This window comes from Njordella calcicola, assembly GCF_056494125.1.
This window is the reverse complement of sequence record NZ_CM151396.1, coordinates 2,411,007-2,427,557: the sequence shown is the minus strand read 5'-3', so window position 1 is coordinate 2,427,557 and position 16,551 is coordinate 2,411,007. Positions and strand designations below refer to the sequence as shown.

11 protein-coding genes are annotated in these 16,551 nt (G+C 52.5%); 4 read left to right on the top strand and 7 right to left on the bottom strand.

What is annotated here, in order from left to right; translation table 11 throughout:
• Window positions 1-40: 40 nt before the first annotated feature.
• The 4 genes from SH302x_RS09085 to SH302x_RS09070 form a co-directional block, all read right to left on the bottom strand.
• Window positions 41-4,612 (bottom strand): PVC-type heme-binding CxxCH protein, encoded by a 4,572-nt coding sequence (locus SH302x_RS09085; RefSeq protein WP_479369254.1) that lies wholly within the window; start codon window positions 4,610-4,612, stop codon window positions 41-43.
• Window positions 4,613-4,786: 174 nt separating this feature from the next.
• Entirely contained in the window at window positions 4,787-5,257 is a 471-nt protein-coding gene (locus tag SH302x_RS09080) for a MarR family winged helix-turn-helix transcriptional regulator (protein WP_479368416.1), read from the bottom strand.
• A 496-nt stretch (window positions 5,258-5,753) separates the two neighbouring features.
• Window positions 5,754-6,893 (bottom strand): serine/threonine-protein kinase, encoded by a 1,140-nt coding sequence (locus tag SH302x_RS09075; protein WP_479368415.1) that lies wholly within the window; start codon window positions 6,891-6,893, stop codon window positions 5,754-5,756.
• A 262-nt stretch (window positions 6,894-7,155) separates the two neighbouring features.
• On the bottom strand, window positions 7,156-8,892 hold the full coding sequence (locus tag SH302x_RS09070; protein WP_479368414.1) for an AMP-binding protein: 1,737 nt from the start codon (window positions 8,890-8,892) through the stop codon (window positions 7,156-7,158).
• A 541-nt stretch (window positions 8,893-9,433) separates the two neighbouring features.
• Here SH302x_RS09070 and rsmH point away from each other — a divergent pair.
• The 3 genes from rsmH to SH302x_RS09055 all read left to right on the top strand — a co-directional run bounded on the left by rsmH (window position 9,434) and on the right by SH302x_RS09055 (window position 13,187).
• Window positions 9,434-10,438: a 16S rRNA (cytosine(1402)-N(4))-methyltransferase RsmH gene (rsmH, locus tag SH302x_RS09065; protein ID WP_479368413.1), complete on the top strand. Its 1,005-nt coding sequence runs from the start codon at window positions 9,434-9,436 to the stop codon at window positions 10,436-10,438.
• A 436-nt stretch (window positions 10,439-10,874) separates the two neighbouring features.
• Complete coding sequence (locus SH302x_RS09060) at window positions 10,875-12,620, top strand: DUF116 domain-containing protein (protein WP_479369253.1); 1,746 nt, start codon at window positions 10,875-10,877, stop codon at window positions 12,618-12,620.
• A 15-nt stretch (window positions 12,621-12,635) separates the two neighbouring features.
• Complete coding sequence (locus SH302x_RS09055; protein ID WP_479368412.1) at window positions 12,636-13,187, top strand: hypothetical protein; 552 nt, start codon at window positions 12,636-12,638, stop codon at window positions 13,185-13,187.
• A 108-nt stretch (window positions 13,188-13,295) separates the two neighbouring features.
• Here SH302x_RS09055 and SH302x_RS09050 read toward each other — a convergent pair whose 3' ends face one another.
• Window positions 13,296-14,720, bottom strand: coding sequence for a class II fumarate hydratase (locus SH302x_RS09050; protein ID WP_479368411.1), 1,425 nt, complete (start codon window positions 14,718-14,720; stop codon window positions 13,296-13,298).
• A gap of 61 nt (window positions 14,721-14,781) precedes the next feature.
• Window positions 14,782-14,928, bottom strand: a complete 147-nt coding sequence (locus SH302x_RS09045) for a hypothetical protein (RefSeq protein ID WP_479368410.1) — start codon at window positions 14,926-14,928, stop codon at window positions 14,782-14,784.
• Window positions 14,929-14,998: 70 nt separating this feature from the next.
• Between SH302x_RS09045 and SH302x_RS09040 the strand changes: the two genes are divergently transcribed.
• Window positions 14,999-15,313: a Dabb family protein gene (locus SH302x_RS09040; protein WP_479368409.1), complete on the top strand. Its 315-nt coding sequence runs from the start codon at window positions 14,999-15,001 to the stop codon at window positions 15,311-15,313.
• Window positions 15,314-15,341: 28 nt separating this feature from the next.
• Here the strand turns inward: SH302x_RS09040 and SH302x_RS09035 are convergent, their stop codons facing one another.
• Window positions 15,342-16,511: a hypothetical protein gene (locus SH302x_RS09035; RefSeq protein ID WP_479368408.1), complete on the bottom strand. Its 1,170-nt coding sequence runs from the start codon at window positions 16,509-16,511 to the stop codon at window positions 15,342-15,344.
• Window positions 16,512-16,551 lie beyond the last annotated feature (40 nt).

The window sequence follows — 16,551 nt, the reverse complement described above, 5'->3', positions numbered from 1 at the left end:
ACACCCCTGAATCTATAAGTCGAAATCGATAAGGAAACGCCTAATGAGCACCGCTTTCGGCTGTTTCAACCGTCACGGCAAAGATGAGTGGAATCGAGAAGTCTTCCCCTTTGACAAACTCGATACTCTTCATCGGGCTCTTGTTCTCAATTGGAACACGCAAGTACCGCACTTGTTTCCCATTGGCATCCAACGCGAACGTAGATTCTGGAACATCGACTCTTTCGCGGTAGGTTGCCAAGTGCTTGCCGTTCACCAGTTGATGCTCTTCGGTGCTACCATCTTCGTAAATACATCGAATGATCACAGCCGCTCCTTGGCTGTTTCCGCCCCGTTGAGGACCAAAGCCAGCGACTGCTCCTAAAAGATGGATCGCCGAGACGCTGCCGGAACATGCAATACTGGTCGATGCCGGCAACGTCGCTGGCGCTCGTCCGCGAGCGGTCTGCAACGCGATAATGTTCGCCACGCGGCCGTCCTGCGGATCTTGCAACTCAAATGGTACGCCTTCAATCTCGACTGTCCCGTAAGTCTTGAATTCGAACTTATCACCAGGTCCACCACGCATGCCTGGCAACCCATTCGCTCCGCTCAACGTCGCCGCAGTCGATAACGTCAACGGCGTGTACTTGCCCCGATTGTTCAAGAACGCCAGCAAGTCGGCCATTTCCTGTCGCGACATCAGGCTTTCAAAACCTTCCGGCATCAGCGATTTGGCCGAAGCATTCATCTCTTCGATGTCTTCTCGCAAAACTTGCTGTTCCTTGCCTTGCGAATTGATCAAGCGAATTGCGTTGGCAGATTCCCCGGCGAGCATACCGTTTAATACTGCACCATCGGTAGTCAAGATCTGATACGTCCGGAAGTTGTTCTCCACGCTGCGAGAAGGATCGATGATGTTCATCAAGATTTCTGCTTTGGGATGCACCGCCATGCCAGTTAAATTTGGCCCGATCGAAACACCGATGTCTCCGTGTTTGTGACACAACGCACAATGTTTGTTATACATCGCCAAGCCATTCTCAACGCTTCCGCTTTGCTGCGTGACTGGCATCCAGTCGTCCAGCAAAGCTTGGCGGTTCGACGTCACCATCGCACCTTTGGATTCCATCAATTGCTTGGCTCTCGCGGCAATTTCTCGAGTCGGATGATTGAGGATTGCTTGTCGCTGGTCTAGTTGAAGATCCGTAAACTGGACTTTGCCCTCGGCGATCGCATCCAGCAATTTGACGGTCGTATCGGTGCGTCCAAGCAACAGTGTCAGGATGCCGCCAGCCATCTTGGGCCCAAGCTTGCCTCGCACTGCCAGCAATTGTTCGGCCAGTCCATCGGCTCGAGCTGCTTGCAATGCCTCAAGCGCTTTGCCACCAAGTTCCGGTGTTAGTTGCGGTGTAAACAACTCACTAATCGCGTCAATGATACGGGAGCTTGCAGGCGAGAGTTTGATCGCTTGCTCCCAAGACGTCAGACGTTGCTGCGAACTAGCGTTGGTATCGAGCGCTGTTGCGAAGAGTTTCTCTTGGATGTTGGAAACAATCTCGCTCAAGTTTTCGATTGACCATTTATCAGCCACCGCCAGGATCGCCGCTTTGCTTTCCACACTGGCAGCGTCGCTTAAGAAGCGGTCGCGAAACTTTGCCTGAGCATCCGCCGACAATTTCAGCGTCAAGTCTCGTGGCCAGCCGCTGGCTAAGCCTTCCCATACTGCAATGGTTAACGGCGAAGCTGGATCAATCGCCAACAACGATTCGATTTTCTCTGGCGTTGGATTGGATCTTGCCAAGTGTTCGGCCAACACGGCCACGCGGGCAACTAAAGTGCGATTGCGGGCAACATCCGTACCTGAGTTCACTAACGCGACCAAGGCCTCCGACGCTTTGGTGGATGCAGCAGAAGTCCAAGCATCCAGGAGCACCTCGTCAGCAACGATCGCTCCGCCTTGAGTTGCAAGGCTAGCAAGTGTTTCACCGTTGACGCTGGTATCCGCGCCGTCAGCCAAACGAAGCATAACTGACAACTGCACCCGCGCGTCAGCATCTTGCAACAAGCCCGCATCGATCGCCGATTTCACTTGATCAGGCTCGCAACTCACCACGGCTGCATTGCGCACTGGGCTGGAAACGTGCTGAAAACCCTTGTCGCATGCACTGGACAAAGCGAGCTTCGCATCATGATTGCCAGTTTCAGCGAGCCCGGCTAAAGTCCAAATAGCGTGCATCGCAGCGGAAGCTAAACCGATGTTATCCATCTCTTGGGACTCCACCAGAGCGACTAAGGCATCCAGCGTCGGCTGGTCTGTCACGCCTCGTTCGACCAGCAAGCGCTGGGCGGTACGTCGCCAGAAGAAGTTCTTGTCCTTGAGCGCTTCGACCAGCGCTGCATTGGACGCCTCGGCCAGCGATGTGGTGTGGGAAGGCGATTGAGCTTGATCGTACAACAACCGATAGATGCGACCAAAGCGTTTATCGCGAAGATCGCTTTCGTAAGCCGCACCTTTACCGGTCTGGAAACCGTTGGGTGTCGGGTTGTGCTGAATGATATAGTTGTACCAATCCAGGACCCAGACGTTTCCATCAGGACCGACTTCCGACATGATCGGTGCCGCCCAATCGTCCACACTAGCCACTACGTTGAAAGTGTTATTGCTGCGATAGCCCGCTCCGTTCTTCTCCAGAACAAACGCACCTACGATGTGTCCCGTCGGTTCGCAGACCATGGAAATCTTGTTCCACCACGTCTCTGGATAATTGCGAGCGGTATAAAGCGCCGCGCCGGCTGCGGCTGTGTAGCCACCATGGTAATCGACTTGCCGAATCGCATCGTCAATCGCTTTGAATCGATCGTTCGGCGAGATCTTTTCCAGCGTCTTGGGCGACCAACCGCCGACTTGATCATAGTATCGATTCGGGATCGGCATATGCACGCTCGGACAACCGTTTGCCGTCGATCCAAACACGTAGCCTTCTTCGCTAAAGCCTAAGCCCCAAGTATTGTTATTGGTGGCCCTCATGAACTCCAACGCATCCACACGAATCGTATGCTCATTGAAAGCATCGGTGGCTTGACTGCTAGCCAGCTTGGTTTCTTTGTCCAACGCAAACGCAGGAGCGGTGCTATCGGACGCCCCAGCTTTCACCTTGAATCGCCAAAAGCCTTGACGGAAACGCATCTGCGGTTTGCCATTGATGATCGGCTCCGAGTTGTTGTAGCCTTGCATGCCCCAAATCCAATTGTCGGGTCCATACTGGAAGTTACTCACACCACCATGCGTGTCGCCCATCGCCCAACCCGTGATCAACTCTTGTCGAAAATCGGCGCGATCATCGCCATCGACATCCTTGAGATAAACCGTCTTTTGTCCGTCCTGCACGATCACACCGCCACGATAGCAAACCAATGTTGAAGGGATGCTTAAATTCTCAGCGAAGATCGTAAACTTGTCGGCTTGACCATCGTTGTCGGTGTCTTCGCAAATCTTGATGCGGTCGCGACCTTGCCCCGAAGCCGTCTGCAATTCGTTTGGGTAGTCAATCGTCTCGCAAACCCACAGTCGCCCGCGTTCATCCCAGTTCATCGCAATAGGTTTGCCCACCAAACCAGCGAATTGAACTTCTGGCTGCGAACCTTCCGGCCAGTTTTTGTTGTGCTCTTTAGCCCACAAGCTTAATTGAAAGCCCTTGGGTGTTTGATAAGCTTGAATCGACTTCTCTGCAGGCAATGGGTCCTGCATCAATGTTAGAAGGTCACCCTGAGTGCCCCAGCGTTCGCCAGCGGTATAGTTCGGAATCTTTGAGCCCACATCTGTGAAGCTAAATTCAGCTTGATCGATCGTCGGTCCAACCTTTTCTGGAACCGGAAATCGGCGGTTGGCTGCTTCCACAGCCTTGGGAATCGACGATTCAACAGTTGTAGCAGCAGTCAAGCTCTGCTGACAAGCCCACAGAACACCTCGAGCCAGCAGGCGTTGAAAATCAAGGTTGCTCCACGTGCGATAGTCGTGCCCCCAAGCGGTATAAAACACGCGGCCCTTTCCGCTTTGTCGCACCCAAGTGTAAGGCTCACCCGCTGGATCGCTGACAGGCCCAGAAGCATCGCTGCGAGTTTCCAACACAATCCGATCGGGATTATGCCTGGCATGCATATAACTTTCATCTTCGGACGAGATCGGATTCAAACCCTGCATAATCTCATGATCTGGATTCACGATCTTTGTCTCAAACCGCGTGAAACCATGACGCTTGAATTGTCCGCCAACCAACTCGATGTACTTATCCGAATTCAAAAAGCAGAACGAAGCACAGTGCACGGGGATCAACCCGCCACCTTGCTGGACATATTCAAGCAACGCCGACTCAGCGGCCGGTGTAATGCGTTCGATATTAGCAAAGACCAGCAGTCCGGCATATTGCTTCAAATTCTCTGCATTCAGGTCACTCAACTGCTCGGTGTAAACCAACTCGACCGAGCTATCGCGAAGCGGCTGAGCCAAGATGCGATAAAACTCCGATGGCTTATGAAAACCAGCATCACCCAACATCAGGACTTTGACACTTGCCGCCTGCGAGTTCCCACCTTGCGCGGCAACACCTTGCGCCGAAGCGATTGAGCCCATGGCAAGAGCTAGCAGCACACTAACACAAGCGCATGCGGCCAAGCTGGCACGAGAAAGTTTGGCAAGCCCAACAAGCCCATTGGCAAGCGGCGTTTCTGCATCTCGCTTGCCGGCGAAGATGCCGCCTGTCGCGAGTTGTAGAGATAGTCTCAGCATGTTTGCGTTCCTTAAGTTCTAGTGGACGTTGATAAGTTTGTCTTGAGTGTTTGTGAGTGATGCATAGCTTGCGTTGAGTGACTCCGCGAGCGTATTTAGTAACCCTGTAAATCGAGCTGCATCCTCAGGCTCGATGGCTTGTAACATTTGAGAACGTATCGCTTCGCCAGCAGTCCATAGCTCACGAAACTTTCGTTGTCCGTTGACGGTAAGCGTCACAGACCGTGCGCGAGAATCTTGGGGATGCAGTTCACGCTGCACCAGCCCCTGTTTTTCCAGCAACACCAGCATCGCGCGTACGGTACTTGGATCGGACGGCATCCGCCGCGCCAATTCACGCTGCGTCATCGCTTTCCCACGCGCGAGCGTCGCCAGAAGCACAAATTGGTCGGCAGTAACTTCCAAATCAGCAAACGTCGCATCCGTGAGCCGGTGCATGGCCAGATAGGCGGCCCGCAGAGCCATCGGCAATTCGCTGTTTTCAGTCATCTGGAACCCATCCAAGTTGCGGCCACAACGTACGTATACGCACGATTTTGGCAGCTTACACGAATTCGCCCAGAATGCAACCATGCCTCCCGTTTTACGTCGATAATGTTACAGAAAGCCCCGTTGCCAGATGTTCACAAACGCGGCCAGCCGCCGCTTGCCCGTTCCTGATAGGGCAACCGGGGCAATAAATGTCCTTGAGCAACTTTCTGGCTGAACAACGCCTGGGAAATGGCGGTTGTGTTTGAAGAGTTTCGGTACTGTTCTACATCAGAATGTGTTTTCAACACGTGGGGCTGCCCCCTTTGGCGGAGGCGAGTCGACTCCGTTGGTTTCTTCTGCCTCGCCGGAAAGCGTGAGCCCCTTTTTCAAAACACTTGCGATGCAATGCGATGCAGTTGTGATGCAATGCAGTTGTGATGCAATGCAGTTGTGATGCAATGCAACGTGATGCAACGTGATGCAAACCGATTGGAGAATCGTGAGCAGTGGCTAACTAAAACTCAAGCTCAGGCTCTTCCAATTGCCGCAGCTCTTCCAACCATACGCGAATTTCGTTGTCATATTCGCTGGCCAAGTTACTTAAGACCAACTGACGATGGAAGGAAGCGGCACCATCCTCCAGCAACTCGGCCGCTTCAGCGCTTGGGAAGCGTTTGTTGGGATCCGCCGCTACCAAGCCGCGGCAAAACTTCATCAACAAATCATTGCGAGTTACTTCTTCAGGCAAGATCTCATGCAACCGTTGAGGCAGCGTGCGTTTGGCTTCCAACAACTGACTGTATGTATCCTGTTCACTAAAGCAGGGGCGACCTGCGAGCAGTTCGATCAGTACATAGCCCAGTGAAGCCAAGTCGCTGCGCGGCGAAATCGCCGTGTTCTCCAGAACTTCTGGAGCCGCATAAGCTGGCGTACAGGTTCGGACGGGAGGTGGATCGCCCAATTCGTAAGCGGAACCCATGTCGATCAATTTTGCATGCCCGGTCCGCTTTAACATGATGTTCGATGGCTTGATGTCTGCATGCACAATCTTTTCGCGATGCAACGCGGCCAATGCGACCAAGCAATCACGGACAATTGCCACGGCAACGCCTGCTTTAAAACGACATTGCTCGGGGCCAGCCGTTACCACGACACTATTAATATAGTCCCATCGCTTTTGATTCACGCGCCCTCGAATCTGCGCCAGTCGTCGAATTGAAATCAAATCTCTTAAGTCGTATCCATCCACCCACTCCATCACCATGATGCGGATACGATTGCGATCTACAAAGTCTTGAACGTCTAGCACTCCATCATGCTGGATGCGTGCGATGCGAGAAGCCACTTGACCAATTCGCTTCATCGCCTGCTCATAGGCCGTCTGCGAATCAAAGCGTTCCGGCGAGAAGACCTTCATGGCCACCGGTAGCACGAAACCATCCGAACCGCGTCGATGTGAAAGAAACACGATGCCTTGGCCACCGGACCCCAACACTTTGGAAAAGCGATGATATGTCATCCACTGCAAACGTTGCTCGCGAAGGATGCCTTCGTAGCGCGAGATCAGCTCGTCGTTATTACCACGTCTGCCATCAGCGCCAATGGTTTGAGTACGTTGGTCACCCACGTAGGTCGTCGACAACATCATTTCCATTCCAGAAGGTTTATTCGGCCTCGTCTGTTGTCCCGCAGGCTTCTTGCCCGGCGAGTGCCACCACCTAGTGACTAAACAGAGGTACGAGTCGTCTCTTCATTGTTGACCGAGCACTAGTGATCGGACGTTGCATTCAAGCAGTCACTATTTTAGCCACAATTGACGTTCACACCGAGGGTATTAAGAAAAGATATTTGGAATGATGCGATTTCTACGCCGTTAAGCACAATTTCTTTTGCGAAATTCCAATTTAAGGGCGGTTTCAGACCGAATGAGAGCTTGCTTGAGATGACGCTGGCGTATCAAAATTCAACGCCTGCCAGTCCAAGGGCTGGGTTTGGATATGTTGGACAACGCGTCGGCGATGCAATTTGCCTTTGCCAGTCAGCAACCCCGCTGCTTCTGCGTACGACCGATCAACCAACGCAATCTGCTTCGGTCTGGCATATGTTGGATACACCGCCAAAGTTCGCTCAATCTGACCGATCAACTGCCACGGACGCTCAAGCAAATTCTGGCTGGCCACGCAGAAAAGCATCAAGCCGCATTGCTTTGCAGGACGCTGCTCGATGCTTGCTTCCAAAGGCAAGAAGTCAAGCACCGCGTCCTCTGCCCCATCGAGCTGGCAGATCGCAGCGACGATGGCGGACGGATGAAGCTTGTAGCCGTTAGGCAAAGTAATCTGATCATCGAGACGACCCAGGATTCGCCAATGGCCATTGGGCAGTTGTTCTGCAAGGTCGCCCGTCGCAAGCCAACCATCCCGAACGCGATGAGCTGTCGCCAGCTCATCATTCCAGTACCCAAGCATGACCCCCGGTCCGCGAACCCACAATTGATTGTGCTCATCCAATCGCAATTGAGTATCTTTTATTGCTGGTCCAACGCTATTGGGGCACACTTCCGCAAAGCGACTTGAGCAGACGACGGGGCTGGTTTCTGTAAGCCCATAGCCTTGATGTATTGGCAGCCCAATGCTTTTGTAAGCGTGGAATGTTGCTTCACTCAAGCCTGCGCCACCTGCCGCAATCATCCGCAGTCGACCACCAAGCAAGATTTTGGCATTAAACTGCTGGCTCTCTTGCAGTTCCTGCTGCAACCGCTGAAAAACTGAAGGCACGGCGTTGAATAGCGTCGGACGCAATCGATCAGCAAACTGCATTAATCGTGAATAGCTGCCCACGCACGCCATCGATCCGCCCGCAATTGCCCATGTGGAAAGCTCGCAAGTCCTTGCGTATGCGTGTGCAAAAGGCAGCAAGTTGATGCGGATATCGACGTCCGTTTGTGACATCGCGTCCAACTTGGCCAATCCATTATGCAACAGGTTTCGATGCGAAAGCAGCACAGCTTTTGCTTCCAAAGTTGATCCCGATGTATGCAACAACATTGCTGGCTGGTCCATCGCAGGATTTCGATCAACTCCAGAAAACGCGGGCTCATTGCCACACGCGATGATACGACAACGCTGAAGTTCTGCTTCTGCCAACTGCAAGATCGCGTTGGGTTCATTGACCAGTATCTGCTGTGCGCTTTGCATCAACGCGAGATCGGACATTACTGCTTGATCGTTTCGCTGCGTATTGCACGCATCATAACTTTGATCGTGAATTGGGTCGTTCATCAAGCAGTGGCAAGCAACATGGCTATCGATTACTCGAGCTGATGGATCAATCAAAGTATGTAAGTTCTGCAATTGCGTATTCGAAGCGCGTTGGTCCAGCGCAGCATGCACGATGTCCAGTGAGCTGCATGCAAGATCAAGAACGGCCCAAGTCAAACTATTAGGTAGCAACGTGATGACTTTGGAGTCGTTGATCAAGCCGCTTGCTGGCAGCAAACGACGCATGTGTAAGATGCAAGCGCCCAAAAGCTGATACGAAATCGGTTGGATGCTATCTTGATCAAGGACATACCAAGCGATCGCTTGAGGGGTTGCGAGCAAGCGTTGAAAAACGTATGCCGACAGTCGCGAGTAAGCTGGTTGAAGTGCAGTCATGTGGGTAAGTATGATGTCGTTTGCTGAACTTCCAAGAGGCGATAGTTTGGCGTGTGGCAATCTAAGCGGACTGCGTAGTTCTTAACGCGCGACGGTCGGCAATCCACGAGCTTTTCGCTGGCGGCGGAAAATGCTGGCATTTCGCGGCCTGCGAATTGCTGGAAAGCTTTTTGAAAACTTCAAAAAAATCGTTTCCTGCCGTAACTTCTTATTTTCCAAGGGTCTGCGCACGCATAGGCCCGCCTCTGGACTGGTTTGCAAGGAAACTTCAAGGTTGACTGGCGACGCTCGATAGGTATTCTTGACTTGCGACGACACACGGGTTCGTGAACGGGATTTCTGCCGTGGTTGGGACAGCAGTAGTTCGTACTTTAAAGTCGGCGAGAGCTTGCGGCCACGGGCTTTCTCGACTGAACCAATCTGAGAAGCAGCAGTAATTGGTTCACGCGAACTAGGCATCCCTACCACGGCTTTTTTTATGGGCTGACTGTTCCGCCTCCCCCCTCGTCAGTCCCACTTTCTACCCTGCTGCCTCACGAACATGTCGTTTTCGACTACAGTACATGTCCCAGTTTTGATACAGCCCATTTTGCGCTTCGCGGCCGATTTGTCGCCGCAGCGGATCCTGGATGGCACCTTAGGTGGCGGAGGGCACACGCTGGCGTTGGCCAAACTGCTGCCCCCTGATGGACGCCTGATCGCCTGCGATCGTGACCCGGCGGCCGTGGAAGCGTTTCTAACGCGTTTAAGGGACGAGTCTGAGGTGCTAGCCGGAAAAATCACCGCCCTTCACGCCAGCTATGACGAACCGTTCGCTCAAGTCCTTGCCGATAGTGAACAAATGGGAGCGAGTGCAGAGGTATCGGACGCCTTGGGGCAAACGGAGCTGTTTGACCTAATCTTGCTGGATCTGGGCTTGTCGAGCGACCAGTTGGCAGATTCCACTCGTGGGTTTTCCTTTCGAGCCGAAGGGGATTTGGACCTGCGATTTGACACGACGTCTGGTCAGCCAGCATGGGAGGTGCTGCAGACCCTGGACGAAAAGTCGATTGCCGACGTGCTTTATCAGCTCGGTGAAGAGCGATTTAGTCGCCGCATTGCCGCTCGCGTTTGCCGACAGCGGACGACCACACCGATTCGAACCGCGCAGCAGTTTCGGGAGTTGATTTTGGCCAGCGTTCCGGGCGGCAAGCATGGCCGGATCGATCCCGCGACGCGATCTTTTCAAGCTTTGAGGATTTTCGTCAACGAAGAACTGCGGATCTTGACACGAGCGATGCAAACTTTACCGCAATTGTTGAACCCCGGCGGACAACTGCATGTGATCAGCTTCCATTCGCTAGAGGATCGTATTGTAAAATATGCGTTCCGCGAGGCGCGGGATTTGGAATTGGTGGTTCGCAAGCCACTGGTGGCAGATGATGACGAAGTCAGTCAAAACCCGCGCTCTCGCAGTGCAAAGTTGCGGATTGCCAGGAAGCTACCGCCCGATCAACTCAAGCCGCCGCCAGCGCTGAGCGATGCCGATTATCGCCGTCATCGCTGAGTTCGATTAACTGCAAGACCGTTCACTAAAGCAGATAGTAGTTCGCAGTACCGCCTTTAGGCGGACGTTTGCAGTACCGCCTTTAGGCGGTCGTGGGCTCGGGTCGGCGTATTTCTTGCTTATCCCGCTAATATCTCGTAACTGCTACTTACTTTCTGTGTTCGTAGCACTTGTAGGGGTGATGTTTTAGCGAACCCCGCATATACTAGAGCCTGCGGTCGTGGCGTGAAACCGTTGCCCGTCGAGATTCGCGCGAGTTACCATCTACTGTGATCCAAGGAGTCTTCCTTTGACATTTGATCTCTCGAACAGCAGCACGCAGGACGTATCGAATGATAGTTCGTCGGATATCTCGGGGGTTAGTGACACCGGCGGCTCCAGTGTCGCGACCTTGCCAACCAAGCGTTCAAAGCGGCGAGTAACCTCCCATCTGAAGATGGTGCCTGAAACGTTGGAGGATCGCAATGCGTTGAGAGCCAAGTGCGATCAAGCCGTGGAGCGTCTGGACAAGGCCTCGCCGTTGACCAAAGATGGCTTGGAGCAGTTAGCGCGAGATGTATTGACAGAAGCTGGTCTGGGCGAAGGCTACTTGGGCTGGACGATGGTCATGCTGAACAACGCATTCTATCGCGAGTCGGTCAAATCGATTCCACCATCGCGACGGCTTTTTCTGTTGCCGCACTGCCTGAAACATGCGGAAGGTTGTCCCGCCGATTACGACGAATTTGGCATGGACTGCAAACGCTGTGGGGCCTGCAGCATCGCGGACTTTCGAACGCAAGCTGAAGACATGGGCTATCGCGTTTTAGTAGCCGAAGGATCGCCGGTTGTATTGAAGATCATTGTCAGCGGTTACGTGGATGCGATTGTTGGTGTCGCTTGCTTGAATGTCTTGGAGAAAGCGATCGACAAGATTTTGTTGGCCGGTATTCCTTGTTTGGCGGTCCCGTTACTGTCCAGCGATTGTCGCAATACCAAGGTGGATGAGAGCTGGGTCAAGGAGTTGATTGAGACACCGTACGACGAAAACGTTGTTCGCGAAACGCAAAGCTATGTACACTTGATGCGGGCTTCGTCTGACATGTTTATTCAACCGCGTTTGAATGAGCTGGTGCAGCGTCAACGTGGAGGGACGGTTGTAAGTGATTCAACAACGCTGGACGAACTAGATCCTATCGAGAGTACTGAAGCAATCTTGGCGGATTTTTTGGCCAAGGGTGGCAAGTACGCTAGACCTTTCATGACCCTCGCGGCCTATGACGCGATGCGAGGCGGCAAGGCAACGTTGGCAGACGGCAGCCAAGAGGTGTCGCAATACCCTGACTTTGTCTATCGATCTGCGCTGGCCATTGAGATGTTCCATAAAGCCAGTTTGATCCACGATGATATCGAAGATGATGATCAGTTCCGCTATGGTGCTCGCGCATTGCACAGTCGTTATGGGATTCCCATCGCAATCAATTTGGGGGATTACTTGATTGGGCAAGGCTATCGCATGATTGCGAGGCATTCGCGGGCGATGGGGCCTGAAGTTGCTGGCGATATCTTGGATCAGCTCTCCAGTGCCCACACACGGTTGGCCGAAGGACAAGGAGCGGAACTGGCGTGGCGGTCGAGGTCGGAAAAGCGACTTTCGCCGTTAGACGCTTTAAAGATCTATGCATTGAAGACGGCCCCTGCCTTTGAAGTCGCTTTGTACACCGGGATTCGATTGGCTGGTTGTGCCGACGCGTATGCGGACCACATCAAGTCTTACAGCCGCAACATTGGAGTTGCCTTCCAGATCTTGAATGACTTAAAAGATTGGCAGAAGGATTCCGATAACAAGATGCAGGCGGGCTCCGACGTGCTGCATGGTCGACCAACGATTTTATTGGCTTTGGCGCTGCAAGCACTTAGCGACTCCGAACAAGAAGAATTGTTAGGTTTGCTTGACAGTGATTGCACCGCTTCCAATTTGCAACGTATAACACAAGTCCGCAAGTTGTTTGATAAGGCGAACGTGTTTGAGCAAGCTTTGCGATTGGTCGATAAGCACCAAGAGCGAGCGGAAATGATTGTCGAGCAATTTGAAAGTGAATCGATGCGTCGATTGATGTTCTATCTACTGGATACAGTGCTGGAACGCCCCGCCGAACCCGCCCTCAACATGGCGCAACTGCAGATTGTTCGCTCCGCATAGCCCACCCTATCCACTATGACGCAAACGCAAAAGGATATTGTGCATCTCGATTGGCTGGTGCACATGTTCTACGACACACCCGATGCTCTCGGGGCATTTGAAGCGGTTGAAGTCAATGAGGTGCCTGCACTTTACCGATCCCTGCTGGCCCATAATCAACACATGACGGTGACCGTCGAGCGACATCATGGATGCTTAGTGGATGTGGTTGTGTTGCAAGAGCGTCGCGAAGATCCATTTTACAGCCGCGAGATTTTGCTGCGGCGACAGTCTGACCGCAAGGTCGTTCAGTATGGTATCGTCCGATTATTTTTGCCGGCTTTGCAGCAAGCAGCACGCGACGAAATTCTAAGTGGCAAAGTACCGTTGGGACGTGTGTTGATCCAACATGACGTGATGCGTCAAGTGCGTCTGGGCGAATTGTGGCGAGTCACTAGTTCCGCCAAACTCGCCGAGCTATTTGAGTGCGAGGGGCAGGTCGAAACGTATGGTCGAACCGCGTTGATATACTTCAACGAGCAGCCTGCATTAGAGCTGCTGGAGATTGTCGCTCCAGAAGCAATCTAGAACGAGCGTCAGCTTATTGGCAACCGTAGCAGACCTTGATGTTAAAGATCTCAACTCACTAGGAGCTTTACCAAGACCCACTACACACGCTTCGCATATTCCGCATTGCTAAGCTTGCGGCTCCGTCATCGACCATGGATCAAGTGCTTTTTGAAGTTCATCGGCCGGCAAAATGTTTTGCTCCTGGCATAATTCACGAATGGTTTTGCCCGATTTGAATGCTTCTTTCGCCAATTGGCTCGCTTTTTCATAACCGATGAACGGGTTGAGGCTCGTCACCATCGACAAAGACTGCTCTACGCCTGCATCGCATGCTTCGGCGTTGGCTTCTAAACCGTCCATGCAGAATTCGATGAAGGCGTTGACGCCATTGGCCATCAAATCGATGCTTTCCAATACCGTGTGCCCCATGATAGGCATCATGATATTCAATTGAAAGTTCCCACCGCTGGCACCACAGAACGTCACAGTAGAATCATTGCCAATCACGCGAGCGGTCAACTGCATCATCGATTCACACATCACCGGATTAACCTTGCCCGGCATGATACTGCTGCCCGGCTGGCGATCTGGCAGGATGACTTCAAAGAAACCACAGCGAGGGCCGCTGCCCAACCAACGGATATTATTGGCAACGTTAAACAAAGTGGTCGCAATGGTCTTCAGTTGGCCGTGGCAATCGACCAAGCCGTCGCGTTGAGCGTTCGCTTCGAAATGGTTGACCGCTTCGATAAAAGCGATACCCGTTTGCTCGGCCAGATTCGCAGCGACACGTTTGCCAAATTCGGGATGGGTGTTGATCCCACTTCCAACCGCAGTACCGCCCACTGGCAGTTCAAGGACGGATTGCAAAGCCAATTCCGCTCGCCCAATCGACAGTTCGATTTGTCGAGCGAAAGCGCCGAACTCTTGCCCCAACCGCAATGGCGTCGCGTCCATCAAGTGCGTCCGGCCAATCTTGATAATCTTGTCCCAGGCCGTCGCCTTGGCTACAAGATCTGCATGAAAGCGTTTCAGGGCCGGTATCAAATGGTTCTTGATGTCATAAGCGACAGCAACGTGGATCGCCGTTGGAAATGTATCATTGGTGCTTTGCCCCATGTTAACGTGATCGTTTTGGTGGATCGACTTCTTACGATCAAAACGATCGCCGCCCATGATTTCGATCGCGCGGTTAGCGATGACTTCATTGACGTTCATATTACTGGAAGTGCCCGAACCGGTTTGGAAAACGTCGATCGGGAATTCCTTGTCGAATTTGCCATCGATCACTTCTTGCGCGGCTGCAAGCAGGGCAGCGACTTGCGGATCGCTCAATCGATTCTTACCCGACTGTGTCAGTTTGCCCAAGTCGCGGTTAGCGACTGCACAAGCGAATTTGACGCGGCCCATGGCTCGGATCATCGACGTGCGTAAGGGCCACCCGGAAATGGGGAAATTTTCCACCGCACGTTGCGTTTGCGATGAATAATAGGCAAGGGCTGGGACTTTGACGTCGCCCATCGAATCGGTTTCAATACGAAAATCGCTCATAGCTAGGATATCACAGATTAGGTGAGGATCGATTCAGTTAGTTCGTAGTTTTCCCACAGCTTCAACTGCCATCGGTTGGCGTTAGGATGCCTGCAAATACCATCGGCCAAAAGCAAGCTTCCTCGCACAGAAGTTGTGGATCAACGACTATCGTATCGACGGTACCGGAATCGTCTATACCCGCTGCCCACTCACTGGACTTGAGCAAAACAGGTTTTCCAACTACGTTTTAGGCTTACGAGACTGACAGGAACGCGTTGTAAAGAAAGTACTGCTGTATGCAAATTGCTCACATGGTTTATTTTACGTTGAATGATGCTTCGCCAGAGAAAATCAATGGCTTGGTGGCCGACTGCCATAAATACTTGACCGATCACCCAGGGACCGTTTATTTCTCTGTTGGAACATTGAATCCAGATCTTTCACGGCCGGTCAATGACCGCGATTATCATGTCGGTTTGCACATCGTTTTTGATTCTCGGGATGCGCACGACGCGTATCAGATTGCTTCTCGCCACGTGCAATTCATCGAAGAGAACAAGAGCAACTGGGCAAAAGTCCGCATCTTTGATACCAATTTGCCAGCCAGCTAATCCGCCTGCTAAATGGGTTTTATAACCATCATTTGGAACCTAGCTGAGCCGGGCTGACCTGGATACTGCCTTCAATTACAATCGCGTTGCAATGCAACGTTTTCGCAGGATCAATCAGTCGCCCGCCAGCGCGTAAACGCATGGTTTCGCAATCGCGTTTTCCAGGACTGGAACAAGTCATGGTGCCAGGGCCAATCTTGATCAGCTTGATGGCTTCAGCCGAGTTATAAAACAGTTCGCCAGAAGCGACATCGATAACGTTTGCTTTTCCCTGCAGCACGCACTTGCCACCCTGTATCAAGACTTCATCGCAAAGTCCATTCAATCGCAGTAGGCCTTGGCTGCTGACTTTTTGACAAACCACGTTCGAACTGGTTTCGACATTGGCGTCTGTTGCTACGTTCAACAATTGGAGCTTGGCTTGCATGCTTGCATCGTAGGCCACTCGCATATACCCACTTTCGACATTGACTTCGCTGAAAGCCCCAATCAAATTCACAGGCCAGCGAGAATTGTTTTCCGGAGTCGATGTCTTGCGAATGTACACCGTTGATTGTGTGTCGACAGCATCCAAGTTGATCAGCGGCGAGCCGAGTCCCGGCCCAGTTCCGATTTCGATAAGACGCGCTGTCCAAGCGCAATAGCGCTGGCGATACTCCACGTACCCAGCCGGATTCAACGAATCTAAGCCGATTTGTCCTACAAAACTTGCCGGGATTTGGATGGCAGCGAAGGGGCCTACGTATTCCATGCCATAATAAATCGAATTGCCTCCAGTGATCAGCAAGCTGTCCTCAAGTTCGGGCAACGTGTCGCCTAGCCAATTTTCTGGATTGTTTAAGTGGTTGGGGCCAGTGGCCTCGACCAACGTTTCGACCAGCGGCGTTTTGTGTTCTGCCGAGCAGACCGCTTGCAATTCAAATGGGACTCCCGCCACTGCACCATCGGCGATCAGTGAATCATTGTCCTGCGACCACGCGATGTCGCGAAACTCATAAGCTTCGGTCTCGCTATGGATCTGCCGCATGAAGTGAATGCCTAGCTCCCGAGCCGATAAAGTGCTTCGCGGATTTAATGAGATCCGCGCGAGGCCAATCTGTATCGCATACGATTCACCTTCAAGAGCGGACTGCGAAAAAGTGACCTTGGTTCGCTGCCGTACGCCTTTCGCTCCGCCAATCCATTGTCTTATAGCCATTCTTCGAATTCCAATCACGAAGTTTGTGGACCGATTGCTT